A 14,763-nucleotide genomic window follows, 5' to 3' on the forward strand; every position below is an offset into this window, starting at 1 on the left:
TCAGCTTGCGAGAGATTCTGCCGACAGGTTCGGGGCCACGAGCGACGAAGCATTTGATCGAAGGGAGTTCATCGATGCAGTCGCGGCACAAGCTATCCCGGAATGGTTCCGACGCGCGGGATGATACGTGACGGTCTCGTGACCAACGTTGAAGCCCAAGGTGATCATTCTCCGGGTCGGAGATGATCGCCGAGCGAAACCTCGCCAAAATCTCTCTTGAACTCAAAAAAGAGTCGCATCAATTCTGAACAGACGAAGTCGATCTTGAGATCGATTCTGCAAAACGCCGTATTGAAGAAATCAAGGTCGATGAGGTTACTGCCGAAACACGACGAGAACGAGAGGTGAAGAGCGTATTCGGGAGAGATGAAGAAGATCGAGGCGGCTCAGCGTGAAGCCGAGAGGCCGTATCTCCGATCAAGAAGCTTTGCACAGATAACTGCGAAGATCTTCGACTCCGCTTCTGGAAATGGCAGAACGAAAAGAAGGATGCGGAGTTTGTGTCGGAGTTCATTGGCCAAACGCGCACGTCAGATGTGCGAATGGTATCAGCTGATGGGCGAACTTCACGGGCGATACATCTCTCGAAAAAGGTACTCCGAACAACTACAGACCGCCGCCGCTGGCCGAAAAGCGAAAGCAGCGTTCGCCGGAAGAAATGCGAACGGCCCTGAGCGATCTACTTAGAATGACATCAGTCCATTCAAAGAAACTGCTCGACGAAGACCGACTTAGCGCTCTCGAACTCTAGATCAACGAAGATGAGGTTTTAAAAATGGCAAACTTCGACCTGAGCAAATACATTCCGGTTCACGCACGCATTGCAAAAGTTCTACGAAATATCCGGACGCCGGATCGTTACAGAGATTATAAGACTTAACGAAGACAGCGGTTTCGTATGTATAAAAGCCGGAGCGTACCGGAACCGAGATGATGCGGACCTAGTTCCACCGGACACGCCTTCGAGATCCGGGGGCAGGGGAGTATGTAAACACAGCATCCTTTATCGAAAGCGGCGAAACAAGTGCTAACGGCGGGGCTTTAGCAAATCTAGGGTTCAAGATCGAACAGCATCCTTCAAGAGGAAGAAATGCAGAAGGTCGAAAGAATGACCGAAGCGGCTAAACCGACCGGCAACAATGGACAGAAATGGCCATAACGGGCGTCTTGTCACACAATCCGTTTCTTAAAACACTGTCCAGTAAACAAACAATGTCTGAATTAGAAACCGGTGCTGACAGTATCCGGAAGTTTCTGCAGGAGCTTGAGATTAGGATCAGAGCCCGATACCCTTATCGCAATTAATACCTTCGAAGAAGACCGTGTAAGAGGCGTTGGTCGATCTCGTCTTTCCAGGATAGGCATAAGGAAAAGTCTCTATTTCTGGAGCCGTCAGCGGTCTTCCAGAAGGTGTCGGATCAAAGAAAGGACTGCTAAGCTCGCCCCAAACGATCGGCGATACGGAAGATCCCGAAAGTCTTCTTGGTTTTATCAGCGAGCAGAAGACAGGTATTTTCCTGCTGTGTGACTACGCTCCCTATATCTCACCGTATGGGCAGGAAGATCCTTTGCTGGTTCGACGACTTCGTGAGATCGCCTGGAAGCTGAAATCGACGAAAGCCACCGTTCTCTTTGTAGGACCGAATTTCCCAGAACTCAAAACACTTGAAAAGGAAGTAACGCAGATAGAACTCGACCTTCCGAGGGAGTCGGAGATCGAAGACTCGATAGAACTTCAGTTTGAGAACCTACGATCTAACGGCCTCGATATTAGCCTTACGAAAGAAACCCAGGACGCGCTACAGCAATCTCTCCTTGGTCTAACAGCGGTCGAGATCAGCAATGTCGTTGCAAAGGCGGTTATCAGCTGTAACGGGCTAAATCAGGACTCGATCAATGTCATTCTTGAGGAAAAGAAGAACGTAATCCGCGGCAGCGGCTCGTTGACCTATGTTCATCGAACCGGCAAGCAACTTAGGCGGCTACCAATCGCTTCGAGCCATCCTCGAACGTGCCGCATATACCTTCTAGTCGAGAGCAAAGGCCCGCACGTCGAACCGTGCAAGGGCATCCTCCTCGTTGGCTTGCCGGGATGCGGAAGGATCTCTAAACGTGTCGCTTCGAGCATTACAAACCGCATTACTGGACTTGGACTTCGGTTCGATCATGGGTGAGGGCGGGGGTGTCATTGGCTCCTCCCGCGATGTCGATAAAGCGGGCGTTATCTATCGCCGGAACGATCCAAGGGCATTCTCGGTATCGAGTGAGTTCCGAAAGGCAGTCTCAGGAATGAAGTCGTCCCAACAAGACGGACGGCGGAGAGACAGCACGAACTTATCTCCTATCTTCTCAACTGGATGCAGGACAACAAGGACGTTCTTGTATTCGCTACCGCCAATGACGTACGCGAACTCGAATCCGAACAGTTCAGGATCGGTAGGTTCTCATATATACACTTCGTCGATCTTCCAGAAACCGAGGATCGTAAGGAAATATTCCGGGTTCACCTGAAGAAAAGAGCACTTGATGCCGAACAGTTTGATCTCGATAAGCTCGTAGATAAAAGCAAAGACTTCTCCGGCGGAAATAGAAGGTGCAGTGCAAGACGGAGTTCTTGAAGCCTTCATCGACGGCGACCGACAGGCCGAGACTCGAGACATTATTAAAGCCGCCGAGAACATCACGCCTACTGCCCAGATGATGAGCGAGAAAATCAGAAGAGATCCGCAAATGGGCACGGAACAATATCAAAGGCGTCGGCTCTCGAATCGAGAATACCGGCCTTACCGGAAACCGCACCGATCGAATCTATGAACTCTAAATAGGAGAATTTCAATGAGTAAATACATGACATTTGACTCTCAGGCATTCCCGAATCGAGAGTTGCTTCTCGAAGCCTTAGCCGAATGCGGGTTTGCATCTCCGACTGTGGGAACCGACATTCCTCTCGAAGGATGGGATAAACGCGATCCACAAACGGCCGACATCGTTATCAGACGTCGTGAAGTACAGGGACGGTCGCTTTTAGGGGATATCGGCTTCCCGGAAAACGTCAAAAGGGCTATGTTGCCGTCATCGACGACATGGATCTTAATTACCCTAGGGAAAGGACTTTGTGGTCAGGCTCAGAACAGCTATCACGAAGCGGCCGCGAGGAAGATGGCCAAGCAACTCGGCGGCACGCTTATCAAAGAACGGATCGGAAAAACTCTCAAAATACGTATCAAATATTGAGAAGGGAAATGGTGGATTATGCCCGAGGTTGAATTTAAGATCGACACCGAACACGGAACCTGCGAAACCGAGATAAAAAGGGTATCAAGCGCCGCTTGTGAGAAGACCGCGAGACAGCTAAAGGAAGTTCTTGGCGATCCTACCGCCGAAACAAGAAGCCAGAGTATTTCGTCACCGGCGTGCAAGCTGACCAGCAAACGAAAATGAGCAAAGAAATCACCTTCATCCTTGAACCAGACAAAGGGAAACTCACGACCGAAGTATCAGGGATTTCCACAGACGAACTAACCGATCTAAGAGATGGCCTTCGTACCTTCCAGAATGTGAATTGCGGAAAGCCGCTCCAAGAAGAGGCCGCCCTAAAGCTGCCCGCGTCAAACGATTCGCCTTCTGACGACAATCAGTCCATCTGGCTCTACCGGATATATCATAATTCGGTCGTCGATGGGCCTGGTCCGAAGAAGCGTAGTTCAAGTTTCGGGATGTTCAATTCGTTGTCCTGGATTTATCTACGGTCTTGAAGGGCGAAATGATTTACCCCATGAAAGACACCAACAACGAGTAGCATACTTCTGATACTTCCTTTTGGTTTTGAGCGTTTCGTCGAGGATCTATCAACCGTACGCCCTTACAACACCGTGAGGAGCACACAAGCGGGACCTCATCCGATGGCTGGCGTTCTGCAATGAGGCCGGCATCGAGCTCTTGCCGCTCGGCCTGCAGATATTATCCAATTCCTTCGTACCGAGCTTGGCGCCCCATGTCGCGGAGCGACTGTTGGGGCACGAACGCTCGTTCGGCGTCTCGCCTCACTCCGGCAGTGGTACGAGTTTCTTATGTTGGAGCCCGAACAAACGGGCGTTCAACGTAACCCTGTTCCGGGCGGCGGAACTCTGCGTACTGCTGCCGGGATCGTCTCGGGCCAACCCGCACTCCTTCGCTACGATCGCACTCACCCGCAGACACTCTCGCCGGACGAGATCGATCGGTTCGTCTCCCAGTTGACTGCAACAAAGCATCGAGACCGTGAGATCGTCTGGCTCCTGAAAGACGGAGGCGTAGGATCGGCGGCCTTTCCTACAAAGATGCCGGATATTCACTGGGCGGGAAGGCGTGTGACAGTTCATACCACCAAGTCACAACTCTCGTATCGTTCCTCTTAGCGACGAAGCTCTCCACCGCACTCTCGGAACTACACCAGGCTAGAACGTCCGACCTCTTTGACCCACGAATATGTATTTGTCTCTCTCCCGGGGAGGCGGAACTTAAGCCAAACAATTCGGTATCGGGCATGGATCCTATTTGCGAAAGAAGCCCGTAAGCGGGCCCGGTGTGCCCTCGCGTTCATGCTCACGCCGTTCGTCATACTTGCGCGACGAACCTGGCAAAAGCCGGGATGCCGATGGACGCTTCAGAGACAGCTCGGTCATCGACCTATAGAGACTGACGCTTATTTATAACGAGGTCCGAGATACTCGCCTCAACGCAGTATCGGCGAGCAATGGAAGTGACTTTGAAAGCCGAGACCACGAATGATGCCGATAAGGACGGTAAGGGAAAGGAAATGAGTACCCCGAGCAGTCCCGATAAGCCAGGGATCAACTTTATCGAACGCCGTTTGACCCTTACCAAACAGGAACGCCAAGTCCTTGCCATGCAACGTTGGGATGTTAAGGAAAAACAACAGATCGCGGAGTTGTTCGATCCATTCGAACAAACCTTCCTACTTTATGACGTTCGTGATCGTCAGGCACGTTATCATCATTACGCCTTCGGTAAGGCTCTCCACTTCTGCGCCGAGCTAATGTTGGAGTTCGACTGCACGTATTGGGGGTTCGAGTGGGGACGCCTTCTAGCCTGGAAAAGCGAGATGCTTGAGCGAGAAAAGGATCGCTCGAAGGTTTGGCACCAGAATCAGAAGATAAGTGGTACCTTGTCACTTCAACGCTTTTCTTTCTTGGGGATCATACCTTACAGCGAAGATATCCATAAGGTCTATCACCGCCGTCTAGCTGAGAGATGGCTCGGAAAAGATCGGGCATATAAAATCAGCCAACGCTTCATGGCCGCCGCTCTTAATGTCGGGTACAAAGATAGGGTGACGGTCCGTAAATGCTCCGGTGACCTGCTTCTCGCCTGATCCAACAACACCCTACTTTACCCAGGGACGTACCGCTCCGCAGATACAAGAAAACGGTCGCGCGATTCCTTTCCGACTTTCCGAACCGTGCGTGCGGCGGCGACTAGTACAAACCTATCGTGTTGCACTCCGTCGCTTTGGCGACTGGCTAGTGAGTACGACCCGTCGATAAAGTCGATCGCGGATCTCCGGCGTACGCATATGGAAGCTTTTAAGCGCGCGGTGAAAGATATGCGGTGTGGAGACTACACCAACGCCGGACGCGAGTTTCATATGTCCAACTTCGGACAGCCTATGTCGAGTGGCCTCAGGTTCGTATGCTCTCTTGCGTACGCACCTTTTGCGAACAGATCGACACTCTCGACTATCCGGAACGTCCCCGCCGGAAGCTCTGGATCCGCGGCGACACACCGCGTGTCGATCTAGAACTACCCCGAGCGATCCCTGACAAGGTTGGCACCGACTTTCTGCGATACAGGAGAATCTGACTTTCCGAACAAGTAAATGCGGCACGCTTTCCGCCTCCATTTGAGAGGGTACGGGCTGTCCTTGCGGTGCTCTTCGAATCAGGCTTGCGGGCCGGTGAACTCTGTCGCCTCGATACAGGCTGTTTTGCTCGCGGCAATCGACCCGAAAACGGGGGAGCAGACTCATTGGCTCCAGGTTCCCGTTGGCAAACTCCACAATGATCGAATGATACCGGTCCGTCCGCAAGTGGTCACCGCGATCGACAACTGGATGAAAGTGCGTGGCCAACAACCTTCTTTTCTCGACAGAAGCGCACTAACAAACCTACCGACTATCTGTTTGCATGGCGTGGGGTGCCATTCACCCGGCACATGCTGAAAAAATACATCGAGAAACTATGCGAACTCGCAAAAACAGATCAGCGCTATACGAGCCACCGCTTCCGCCATACGCTCGCCACATTGGCGAACGGCGGCGGGAATACGGATCGAGTCGATTAGCCGGATGCTCCGGCCACAAGAACCTGAGAATGACGATGCGCTATGCGGCAGTTATGCCGCCTTTGCTTCGACAGGAGTTTGAGACAGCTTTTGCACAGATAGACGAGGAACACCGTGCGACAGCGCAGATCAGGAGTCTTTGCTTTCCCCGGAAGCTCATCTTGCCGCACAGGTTGAATGGCGGGAATCGCTGTTTGTCGATCTCGGCTTAGGCTGGTGCGGACTTACTGCTTTTCATCCATGCGAAACACGCTTGTCGTGTCAGAGCTGTCCAAATCTCATCCCCGATAAGCAGAGTCTGCCGCTGCTCGAACGGCAGCGAGCGAATCTCATCGAGTTGCGGGGACTCGCGACCGAAAAACTTCCCTCGGCGAGAAATGAGGAAGTATATCGAGAGTTGACCACAGCGATCGGTGGCATCGACCGCAACATCGCGTATCTGAACGAAAAACAAGAGCGGTGGGAAGAAGATGAATAAAGACTGACAATGCTGATCGATACGACAAACGGGGTTATGCTCCTCGAACACTCACATCTGTCTGCCGGAGTGCTGGATAAAGTTACGGCTGTTGCAGGCGAAGGTAAGGAATCCGGCTGTGCTCGTCCGATCGAAGTCATTCCGGTGCCGATCACACGGGAGAGTCACATATCCGGAGCTCAAGTGCGAATCGCCGGTTACTATCACAACTCGCTTGTTGAAGGGCCTGGCCGACGGCTCAGTGCTCTTTCAGTTCTGTCCGCTGTCCTGTAAGGGGATGTTGGGTGCCGCATCTTCACAGCCCCAATGGTGGAGAACTGGTCTCAGTAAAGACTCTCGCTGAAAAGTTGCTTGATCCGTCCTTCGAGCGTGACGGGGTCAGCATTCTCGGTGGGGAACCCTTTGCACAACCTGAAAGTCTGTTAGCACTAGTAAAAGAGCTTCGCCAAGCCGGTTGTGAGCACATTCTTTGTTACAGCGGCTATACGTTCGAAACGCTCGTGCAACAAGCGAAAAAGCGGCCGGACATCGGCGAGGTTCTCGCTGATATCGATATGCTGATCGATGGTCCCTACGTCGAAACAATGACAGACAGTGCAGGAGCATGGACGGGAAGCGGCAATCAAAGAGTGATCGATCTTTGCGAGACTCGTCGAACAGGCCGAATAGTTCTATACCCGAAAGCCGCGTTTGGAGGAAGCCCCGCCTGCCCCGGCCTGCTCCCACCCACTGAAAATATCGACAAAAACTCGCTCCTCCCTCCCACTGTAGATAACAGCTTGTTACGTCCCGGAAACGCATACCCGCCAGAACGGACGATTAGTTCCGATCTCGTCTATCGTCGAAGAAATCAAACAAAACATTCACGAACACGATGGTGTAACGATTTTGGGCGGCGAACCTTTCGACCAGCCGGGCCCGGTAGCAGAAATTGTTTACCAGCTGCGGCGTCTTGGGGTTCATATCACCGTCTACTCCGGTAACACGATTGCGACCTTGCTCAAACAAGGCAATGCCAACATTCACTACATCCTCACCCATATCGATCTTCTTATCGATGGCCCGTTTATTAAGTCGCTCACTAACAACGCCGGTGAGTACCGAGGTTCACAAAATCAGCGGCTCATCTTTGACTCACAACCGGACAACATTTCGAGCGTTCAGCCATGAGAACGGTTATCGTAGGGTCATGTTCATCTCGGAATCCGTTAGGACATCGATCCACCAGACTAGACAACACAGACAAGAATTTGAGACCATCGAGTCGTGAGAATCGTGACTTACATCTTTGTAGCGTATTTGCTTGTCCTTTCGGTGCAACCGTGTAAGGACAGCCTATTGCCACGCGACAACCAAGGTCACCCGATTCAGAAGGTCGCCCACTTAGATCCGCTTTCGCAGGATAGTGATAGCGATTCGAATGATGATTGTTCGCCTTTCTGTGTTTGCTCGTGTTGCGGAAGCAACCCTGCTCAGACGATCGTCTACTCGGTGGCTGTGACTGCTCCCCAAAGCCTTGAGCAAGTGAGCTCCGATTTTTCTCACTATAAAGCCCCTTACGAATCCACACGTTCCTTCTCCATTTGGCAACCGCCAAGAGTTTAACTAACAACCCATAACTGCGCTTTTTTGATTGGATAGTCGTGCCATTATTTGGCCGTTACTGTCTTGCGTTTTTGTTAGTTTTTGCTTTTGGAATTTATGCACAGAGTTCTTTTACTGTTAGCACTGCTAACTGCAGCTGTCGCTGTATCGGGACAGACAAGGTTAGGTGACGCTACATATACGATCTATCACAGCCAAACAGACGGCGTTTCCATTTAGGAGATCGTCAAATTGGCATTCGAAACAAACAGCGAAATAAAGATCGCGCAACTTGAAGTCGATAGGGCGAAGGCTCGTCTGACGCAAGCCGGGCTTCGTCCAAATCCGACGCTTGAGGTCGAGCAAAGTTCTGGCCGACTACTTGGATCGCCGGGCGACTCGGAATTTAGCACCGGCATTTCTGTTCCGCTGGAACTGTTCGGTCAACGGAACCGCCGGATCGAACGTGCAAGAGCCGAGATAGTACTGAAAGAAGCGGAGATAGCCATCAGGCGGCGAGAAATCGTTTCCCGCATTGTTTCTGACTATGCTGACGCACTCTCTGCTTTTCGCGAGATCAAAATTCTTGACGAAATAATTGATATCGATCTTCAGACGGTTAGGTTCGTGCAGATTCGCGTTAACGAGGGCGAAACCGCGCCGTTGGAGCTTAGCCTTTTACAAACTGAGGTTGAGCGATTGCGGGTACAGCGTCAGCTTGTCGAAGGGCGGCTCCAAACCGCGATCACGAAGCTAAAATACTTCGCCGGTGTGTCATACGAGCAACCGCTTCGCCTCCGCGAAGAACTTCCGACCGCCACTTTTCCATCATTACCGCCTTCGACCGAAGTTGCGATTGCCGTTGGCCTAAAAAGCAGACCCGAGATTCGAGTCGCCGAGCTTGAAGAACAATTGGGGAATGCGGGACTTAGGCTGATCCGCGCCGAGGCAAAACCTGAGTTTTCAGCTTTTACGAAGTTTTCTCTAAGCAGATCAACCATTGACTTGCCAACGGGATCGTTCCCGCAAGATCGCGACCGGAATCTATTGTTTGGGATAACGATTGGCTTGCCTGTGTTTGATCGCAAGCAGGGAGCAAAAGCCGAGGCCGCGATTGCAATACGGCAGGCTCAAGAACGTCGAACCTTCGCCGAGGGCGCTATTAGGAACGAGATAATTATCGCTTTTCAACAACTCGAAACGGCAAGAAAGGCACTCATCGCTCTTGAGACGAACGTCCTTCCCCGTTCGCGAGAAAACATCGAAACGATACGCCAGGTTTATCGGATCGGCGAGCTAAAGATCACCGATCTTTTGTTAGAGCAGAGGCGTTTGATCGACGCAAATCGCGACGTGACCGAAACATTAACAAAAAAATATAAAGCCGAAGCTGATCTCTATATCGCTCTCGGACTCACGTTTGACAACTAGAGGAAACGAATATGTCAGAAAATAAAATTTCAGAACAGAGCGAACATCACGCGGGCGACGAGGCAGAACTTGACCGTCTCGAATCAAATCTCGATCAAGGCGAACCGACCGACGCGGAGCCCGTGTCGCGTAAGACAAATCCTGTATTGCCGTGGATCATAACGGTGGCGGTAGTCGGTCTTATCGCGATAATCGGTATTGCGTGGATCATTAACAAAAACTCCGCAAGCGGCGATAAAGCTACCGCCGAGGAACATAAGGAAGAGCCGGGACATTCTGAGGACGAGAATGGCAAGGAAGTGAAACTCGACCCTGAAATGCTCGCATCTGCCGGTATCGTAACGGAAGCAGTAACCCAGCGACCCGCTATTGCCAGATTAATGGTTACGGGTGCGGTCGAACTGAATCCTGAGACAACCGAAATGGCGACGGCACTGGTTGGCGGCAGAATCGAGAAGGTTTACTACGGAGTTGGTGACAATGTGCAAAAGGGGGCCGTGCTTGCCGTTATTTCGAGCCCGCAGCTCGCACAGATGCACGGCAAAATGCACGAGGCTAAGACGAAATTTGAATTGGCACAGCGAAATCTTACCCGTGTTCAGAGGTCGGAGAATCGCGTGGCAGTTCTGCAGGCAAAAGCAAAACTGGACGAAGCGGACGCTACTTTAAAGCGCACAAAACGACTTATCGAGCTTGGAGCTGGGGCAGGAAAGGACCTCATTACCGCCGAAACAATCTATAGAACAGCGAAAGCCGATTACGAGTTTCAGACGAACATCGCACTCAACAAGGAACTGCAAGAAGCGAAAGCAGACGTTGAAACTTCGCGTGTCGATCTCAAACACATTCAAGACGAACTTCGTTCACTCGGTGTTCCTGTCGACCCAAACGAAGCGGACGACCATCGAAGTGATACTTCGCTGGTTTCGGTAAGATCGCCGCTTTCGGGTGTAGTCACCGAACGAAAATTTAATGCCGGTGCGGGAATAGAGGCGGCAATGCCGATCTTTTCGATCTCAAATCTCGGCACAGTTTATGTAATTGCCAATGTGGCGGAGGCGAGTATGGCGAGATTGCGTGTCGGTTCGGTCGCGGAAATTACCTCCCCCGCTATCGGAACAGTTAGCGGTCGCGTTTCCTACATTGATCCGCAATTGGATGAAACGACCCGAACCGGACGTGTGCGGCTTGAGGTTCCAAACTCGAATGGAAAGCTAAGGGCGGGAATGTTCGCCGAGGTTGGTTTCTATACGGGAACAAATGAAGCGACAGGCGAGGAACTCGTTGTGCCTTCGGGCGCAGTACAGCGAACGGCCGACAAAACGATAGTGTTCGTTCCACGGGACGATGAACCGGGAGCGTTTGAGGTCCGAGAGATCGAGGCCGGAGCCGATATCAACGGTTATACAAAAATCATTGAGGGTCTGAAACTCGGAGAAAAGGTCGTTACGAAAGGCAGCTTTACGTTAAAGACACAGCTTGAAAAGGGTGCAATGGGGGACGATCACTAAAAATATGATCAACGCATTAATAAGATTTTCCATTGCTCAAAAGCTGATCGTGCTTTTGCTCGTCGCGATAATGGCGGCGGCGGGAGCGTACAGCCTCATAAATTTACCTATCGATGCCGTGCCTGATGTCACCAACGTTCAGGTTCAGGTGTTGACCAATGCCCCGAGCCTCGCACCGCTTGAGATAGAGCGGCAGATCACCTTTCCGATTGAAGTTGCGATGTCGGGCATACCGGGCGTCGAAGAAATACGTTCGGTTTCGAAGTTCGGCATATCGAACGTAACTATCGTTTTTGAAGAATCGACCGATATCTATTTCGCACGCCAGCTAATTCTCGAACGCATGGCAACTGCTCGTGAGAATATTCCGCCCAGCATCGGTTCGCCCGAGATGGGGCCGATAGCGACAGGCCTAGGTGAAATCTACCAGTACGAAGTTCGTGCAGAACCGGGAAGTAATTACACGGCGACCGATCTCAGGACGATTCACGACTGGAATATTCGCCGACAATTGATGGGCGTTCCGGGTGTGACGGAAGTTAATTCGCACGGCGGTTACGGCAAACAGTACGAAGTCCGACTATCACCCGAAAAGCTGCAATCGTACGGCTTAACGCTTAGTGATGTTCACGACGCGGTAATGGCAAATAATGGTACGGTCGGCGGTGGCTATATCCAGAAAGGAGCGGAGCAATATCTGTTACGAGGCGTCGGTCTTGTCGAAAAGATGGACGACATTACGAATATTGTAGTCAAAACCGGTAAAGAAGGCGTTCCCGTTTTTGTCCGCGATCTTGGGGAAGTAGTAGAAGGTCAAAGCATTCGTCAAGGTGCGGTTTCCACCAATGGCGAAGGCGAGATCGTCTCGGGCATGGCGATCATGCTGAAAGGTGAGAACTCACGCGTTGTAGCCGAAAGGGTTAAAGCAAAGATCGAAGAGATCAAGATGACCCTGCCGAAGGGCGTGACCATCGAACCATTTTATGACCGAACGTCGTTAGTAAAACGCGCGATCTGGACAGTTGAAAAGAATCTGCTGGAAGGCGCGGCACTCGTGATATTCGTTCTGTTATTGCTGCTTGGCAACTGGCGCGGTGCGTTGCTGGTTGCGACCATAATTCCACTTTCGATGCTCTTTGCGGCGATCCTGATGAGAATTTTTAACGTATCGGGAAACCTGATGAGTCTCGGCGCATTGGATTTCGGATTGATCGTTGACGGAGCGGTCGTGATGGTCGAGAACGTCGTTCGCCGCCGTGCGGAGGCTCAGCACGAGAAATCCCGCGAACCGCCCGAACGCACGATCCTTGAAGCTTGTCTCGAAGTCGCGCGCCCCGTTGTGTTCGCCGTGGCGATCATCGGTATCGTTTATCTTCCGATCCTCAGTCTTCGCGGTATCGAGGGCAAGATGTTTGTTCCGATGGCTTTGACTGTGATCTTCGCACTTCTTGGCTCATTGCTGCTTTCACTGACATACGTCCCGGCAATGCTTGCATTGATACTCAAGGGCAATGTCTCTGAATCCGAGAGCTTTCTTATCCGTTGGGCGAAGCAGATCTACCGACCGTCACTTGCGTTTGTAATGAAGTTCCGTGCGCAGGTTCTGGCGATTGCGGTTACTGTGGTCGTAATTTCGGGAATTATCTTTCCGTACCTTGGCGGCGAATTTATACCGCGTCTCGATGAAGGCGATATTTTGGTCGAAGCAATAAGTTTGCCGAGCGTCTCCCTCGATCAATCAATGGTTATGACGACAGCCGTTGAAAAGTCACTCAAGGTCTACCCGGAGGTCAAGACGATCGTATCGAAGTGCGGGGCTCCGGCAGTGGCGACGGATTCGATGAGTTTGAATCAGTGCGATGTATTCGTGATGCTCAATCCGATCGATGAATGGAAGTCAGGTTGGTCCAAAGAAAAATTGATCGAGGAAATGTCTAAAAAGCTCGAAGCGGAAGTTCCAGGTGCGGCCTCTTTCGGGTTCATGCAGCCGATCGAGATGCGTGTGAACGAACTCATTGCGGGAACCCGGGGCGATGTTGCGGTTAAGCTCTTTGGCGACGATCTACAGATACTAGCCGACAAGGGCGAAGAGATCGAAAAGGTTCTTGCAGCGATCAATGGTGCAGAAGAAACAAAGGCCGAAGTTACGACGGGGTTGCCTCAGTTACAGATCAAGCCGGACCGTGCGGCGATAGCCCGTTACGGTATCAATGTCGAAGATGTGAATGAACTGGTCGAAGCGATCTTTGCCGGGAAAAAGGCCGGCGAAGTTTTTGAGGGCGAACAGCGTTTCGACATTGTTCTGCGTTTGAACGAAGACGCAAGTAAGTCTGTGGAGTCAGTTCGAGGATTGATCCTGACTGCTCCGAACGGACAACGTGTACCGCTCGCACAGGTTGCCGATATTGCACTGGTCGAAGGAGCGGCGCAAATATCGCGTGAAGCAACTCGGCGCCGGATCGTTGTATCCACTAATGTCCGTCAACGCGACATTGCGAGTTTCGTAACTGAAGCAAAAGAAAAGATCGGTAAGGAAGTGACACTTCCGCCCGGATATTATTTGCAATGGGGTGGAGCCTTCGAAAACCTCGAGCGAGCCACTAGTCGATTGCTGATAGTGGTGCCGATTGCGTTGTTTTTGATCTTTGTGATGCTGTTCTCGACGTTCGGCTCGGCAAAGCAAGCACTGATGATATACACCGGAATTCCGTTTGCGATCGTTGGTGGCGTTGTGGCGTTGGCCTTGCGGGGAATGCCATTCTCAATTTCCGCGGGCGTCGGTTTCATCGCACTATTTGGCGTTGCCGTTCTAAATGGCGTAGTGATGGTTAGCTTCATCAACCATCTTCGCGAAGAAGGCAAGTCCGTCCTTGACGCCGTGAAAGAAGGATCGATGACGCGTCTGCGTCCCGTTTTGATGACGGCGTTAGTCGCCAGTCTCGGATTTATCCCGATGGCTTTGGCGACAAGTGCCGGTGCCGAAGTTCAGCGACCGCTTGCGACAGTTGTAATTGGCGGACTCATTACATCAACGCTTTTAACCCTATTGATCTTGCCAACGCTTTACGCGTGGTTCGAAAAAGACGTAGAAGGAGAGTTCACGGAGGAAGAAATATGAAATTGATTATCGCGATTGTGCGGCCATTCACGGTAGAGAAGATCGTAACGGCCTTTGAAAACATCGAAGGATTTCCCGGAATGACCGTAACTGATTCAGCCGGATTCGGCCAGCGGTTATTAACGACCGCTAACGATGCTCTTGATCCATTCAAGCAAAACAAGCGGATCGAGATAGCGGCGAACGAAGAAATGGTTGATTCGATAGTAGCGGCCATCAGGCACAACGCCCATACTGGGAAAAAAGGCGACGGAATCATTCTAGTTTTGCCAATCGAGAAGGCAGAACTGATCTAGTGC

The 14,763-nt window shown here is 51.6% G+C and carries 15 protein-coding genes and 1 pseudogene; all 16 read left to right on the top strand.

The features are described from left to right. Nucleotides 1-1,568: 1,568 nt before the first annotated feature. The 16 genes and pseudogenes from IPK01_16770 (at nt 1,569) to IPK01_16845 (ending at nt 14,760) form a co-directional block, all read left to right on the top strand. Nucleotides 1,569-2,174: a hypothetical protein gene (locus IPK01_16770; protein MBK7935085.1), complete on the top strand. Its 606-nt coding sequence runs from the start codon at nt 1,569-1,571 to the stop codon at nt 2,172-2,174. A 183-nt stretch (nt 2,175-2,357) separates the two neighbouring features. Further along, entirely contained in the window at nt 2,358-2,618 is a 261-nt protein-coding gene (locus IPK01_16775; protein ID MBK7935086.1) for a hypothetical protein, read from the top strand. A gap of 217 nt (nt 2,619-2,835) precedes the next feature. After that, nucleotides 2,836-3,234 (top strand): hypothetical protein, encoded by a 399-nt coding sequence (locus IPK01_16780; protein MBK7935087.1) that lies wholly within the window; start codon nt 2,836-2,838, stop codon nt 3,232-3,234. An 18-nt stretch (nt 3,235-3,252) separates the two neighbouring features. Then, entirely contained in the window at nt 3,253-3,441 is a 189-nt protein-coding gene (locus IPK01_16785; protein ID MBK7935088.1) for a hypothetical protein, read from the top strand. A gap of 629 nt (nt 3,442-4,070) precedes the next feature. Further along, on the top strand, nt 4,071-4,397 hold the full coding sequence (locus IPK01_16790) for a hypothetical protein (protein MBK7935089.1): 327 nt from the start codon (nt 4,071-4,073) through the stop codon (nt 4,395-4,397). Between the two features lie 338 nt (nt 4,398-4,735). Next, a complete protein-coding gene (locus IPK01_16795) occupies nt 4,736-5,374 on the top strand; it encodes a hypothetical protein (GenBank protein MBK7935090.1) in 639 nt (212 codons plus the stop codon). A 317-nt stretch (nt 5,375-5,691) separates the two neighbouring features. Then, nucleotides 5,692-5,862: a hypothetical protein gene (locus IPK01_16800; protein ID MBK7935091.1), complete on the top strand. Its 171-nt coding sequence runs from the start codon at nt 5,692-5,694 to the stop codon at nt 5,860-5,862. Between the two features lie 246 nt (nt 5,863-6,108). Further along, on the top strand, nt 6,109-6,342 hold the full coding sequence (locus IPK01_16805; GenBank protein ID MBK7935092.1) for a tyrosine-type recombinase/integrase: 234 nt from the start codon (nt 6,109-6,111) through the stop codon (nt 6,340-6,342). A 139-nt stretch (nt 6,343-6,481) separates the two neighbouring features. Continuing rightward, the gene (locus tag IPK01_16810) at nt 6,482-6,820 is read left to right on the top strand and encodes a hypothetical protein (protein ID MBK7935093.1); all 339 of its coding nucleotides are present in this window, start codon (nt 6,482-6,484) and stop codon (nt 6,818-6,820) included. Nucleotides 6,821-6,829: 9 nt separating this feature from the next. After that, nucleotides 6,830-7,093: a hypothetical protein gene (locus IPK01_16815; protein ID MBK7935094.1), complete on the top strand. Its 264-nt coding sequence runs from the start codon at nt 6,830-6,832 to the stop codon at nt 7,091-7,093. Continuing rightward, nucleotides 7,054-7,455: pseudogene (locus IPK01_16820) on the top strand (radical SAM protein). Before IPK01_16815 ends, IPK01_16820 begins: the two are co-directional and overlap by 40 nt. 136 nt (nt 7,456-7,591) lie before the next feature. Then, nucleotides 7,592-7,990 carry a 4Fe-4S cluster-binding domain-containing protein gene (locus tag IPK01_16825; GenBank protein MBK7935095.1) on the top strand — a complete coding sequence of 133 codons (399 nt, stop codon included), beginning with the start codon at nt 7,592-7,594 and terminating at the stop codon, nt 7,988-7,990. A gap of 666 nt (nt 7,991-8,656) precedes the next feature. After that, entirely contained in the window at nt 8,657-9,835 is a 1,179-nt protein-coding gene (locus IPK01_16830) for a TolC family protein (GenBank protein ID MBK7935096.1), read from the top strand. 11 nt (nt 9,836-9,846) lie between these two features. Then, a complete protein-coding gene (locus IPK01_16835; protein ID MBK7935097.1) occupies nt 9,847-11,346 on the top strand; it encodes an efflux RND transporter periplasmic adaptor subunit in 1,500 nt (499 codons plus the stop codon). 4 nt (nt 11,347-11,350) lie between these two features. Next, nucleotides 11,351-14,464: an efflux RND transporter permease subunit gene (locus IPK01_16840; protein MBK7935098.1), complete on the top strand. Its 3,114-nt coding sequence runs from the start codon at nt 11,351-11,353 to the stop codon at nt 14,462-14,464. After that, nucleotides 14,461-14,760 (top strand): P-II family nitrogen regulator, encoded by a 300-nt coding sequence (locus tag IPK01_16845; protein MBK7935099.1) that lies wholly within the window; start codon nt 14,461-14,463, stop codon nt 14,758-14,760. The genes IPK01_16840 and IPK01_16845 overlap by 4 nt, the downstream gene beginning before the upstream one ends. Nucleotides 14,761-14,763 lie beyond the last annotated feature (3 nt).

The sequence above is a fragment of the Acidobacteriota bacterium genome (assembly GCA_016713675.1).
Classification (GTDB): Bacteria; Acidobacteriota; Blastocatellia; order Pyrinomonadales; family Pyrinomonadaceae; genus OLB17.

What these genes read in the sequence shown, in the direction of transcription:
- IPK01_16775 (MBK7935086.1), top strand. Translation starts at nt 2,358, where the DNA reads ATGCAGGACAACAAGGACGTTCTTGTATTCGCTACCGCCAATGACGTA.
- IPK01_16780 (MBK7935087.1), top strand. Translation starts at nt 2,836, where the DNA reads ATGAGTAAATACATGACATTTGACTCTCAGGCATTCCCGAATCGAGAG.
- IPK01_16785 (MBK7935088.1), top strand. Translation starts at nt 3,253, where the DNA reads ATGCCCGAGGTTGAATTTAAGATCGACACCGAACACGGAACCTGCGAA.
- IPK01_16790 (MBK7935089.1), top strand. Translation starts at nt 4,071, where the DNA reads ATGTTGGAGCCCGAACAAACGGGCGTTCAACGTAACCCTGTTCCGGGC.
- IPK01_16795 (MBK7935090.1), top strand. Translation starts at nt 4,736, where the DNA reads ATGGAAGTGACTTTGAAAGCCGAGACCACGAATGATGCCGATAAGGAC.
- IPK01_16800 (MBK7935091.1), top strand. Translation starts at nt 5,692, where the DNA reads ATGCTCTCTTGCGTACGCACCTTTTGCGAACAGATCGACACTCTCGAC.
- IPK01_16815 (MBK7935094.1), top strand. Translation starts at nt 6,830, where the DNA reads ATGCTGATCGATACGACAAACGGGGTTATGCTCCTCGAACACTCACAT.
- IPK01_16835 (MBK7935097.1), top strand. Translation starts at nt 9,847, where the DNA reads ATGTCAGAAAATAAAATTTCAGAACAGAGCGAACATCACGCGGGCGAC.
- IPK01_16840 (MBK7935098.1), top strand. Translation starts at nt 11,351, where the DNA reads ATGATCAACGCATTAATAAGATTTTCCATTGCTCAAAAGCTGATCGTG.
- IPK01_16845 (MBK7935099.1), top strand. Translation starts at nt 14,461, where the DNA reads ATGAAATTGATTATCGCGATTGTGCGGCCATTCACGGTAGAGAAGATC.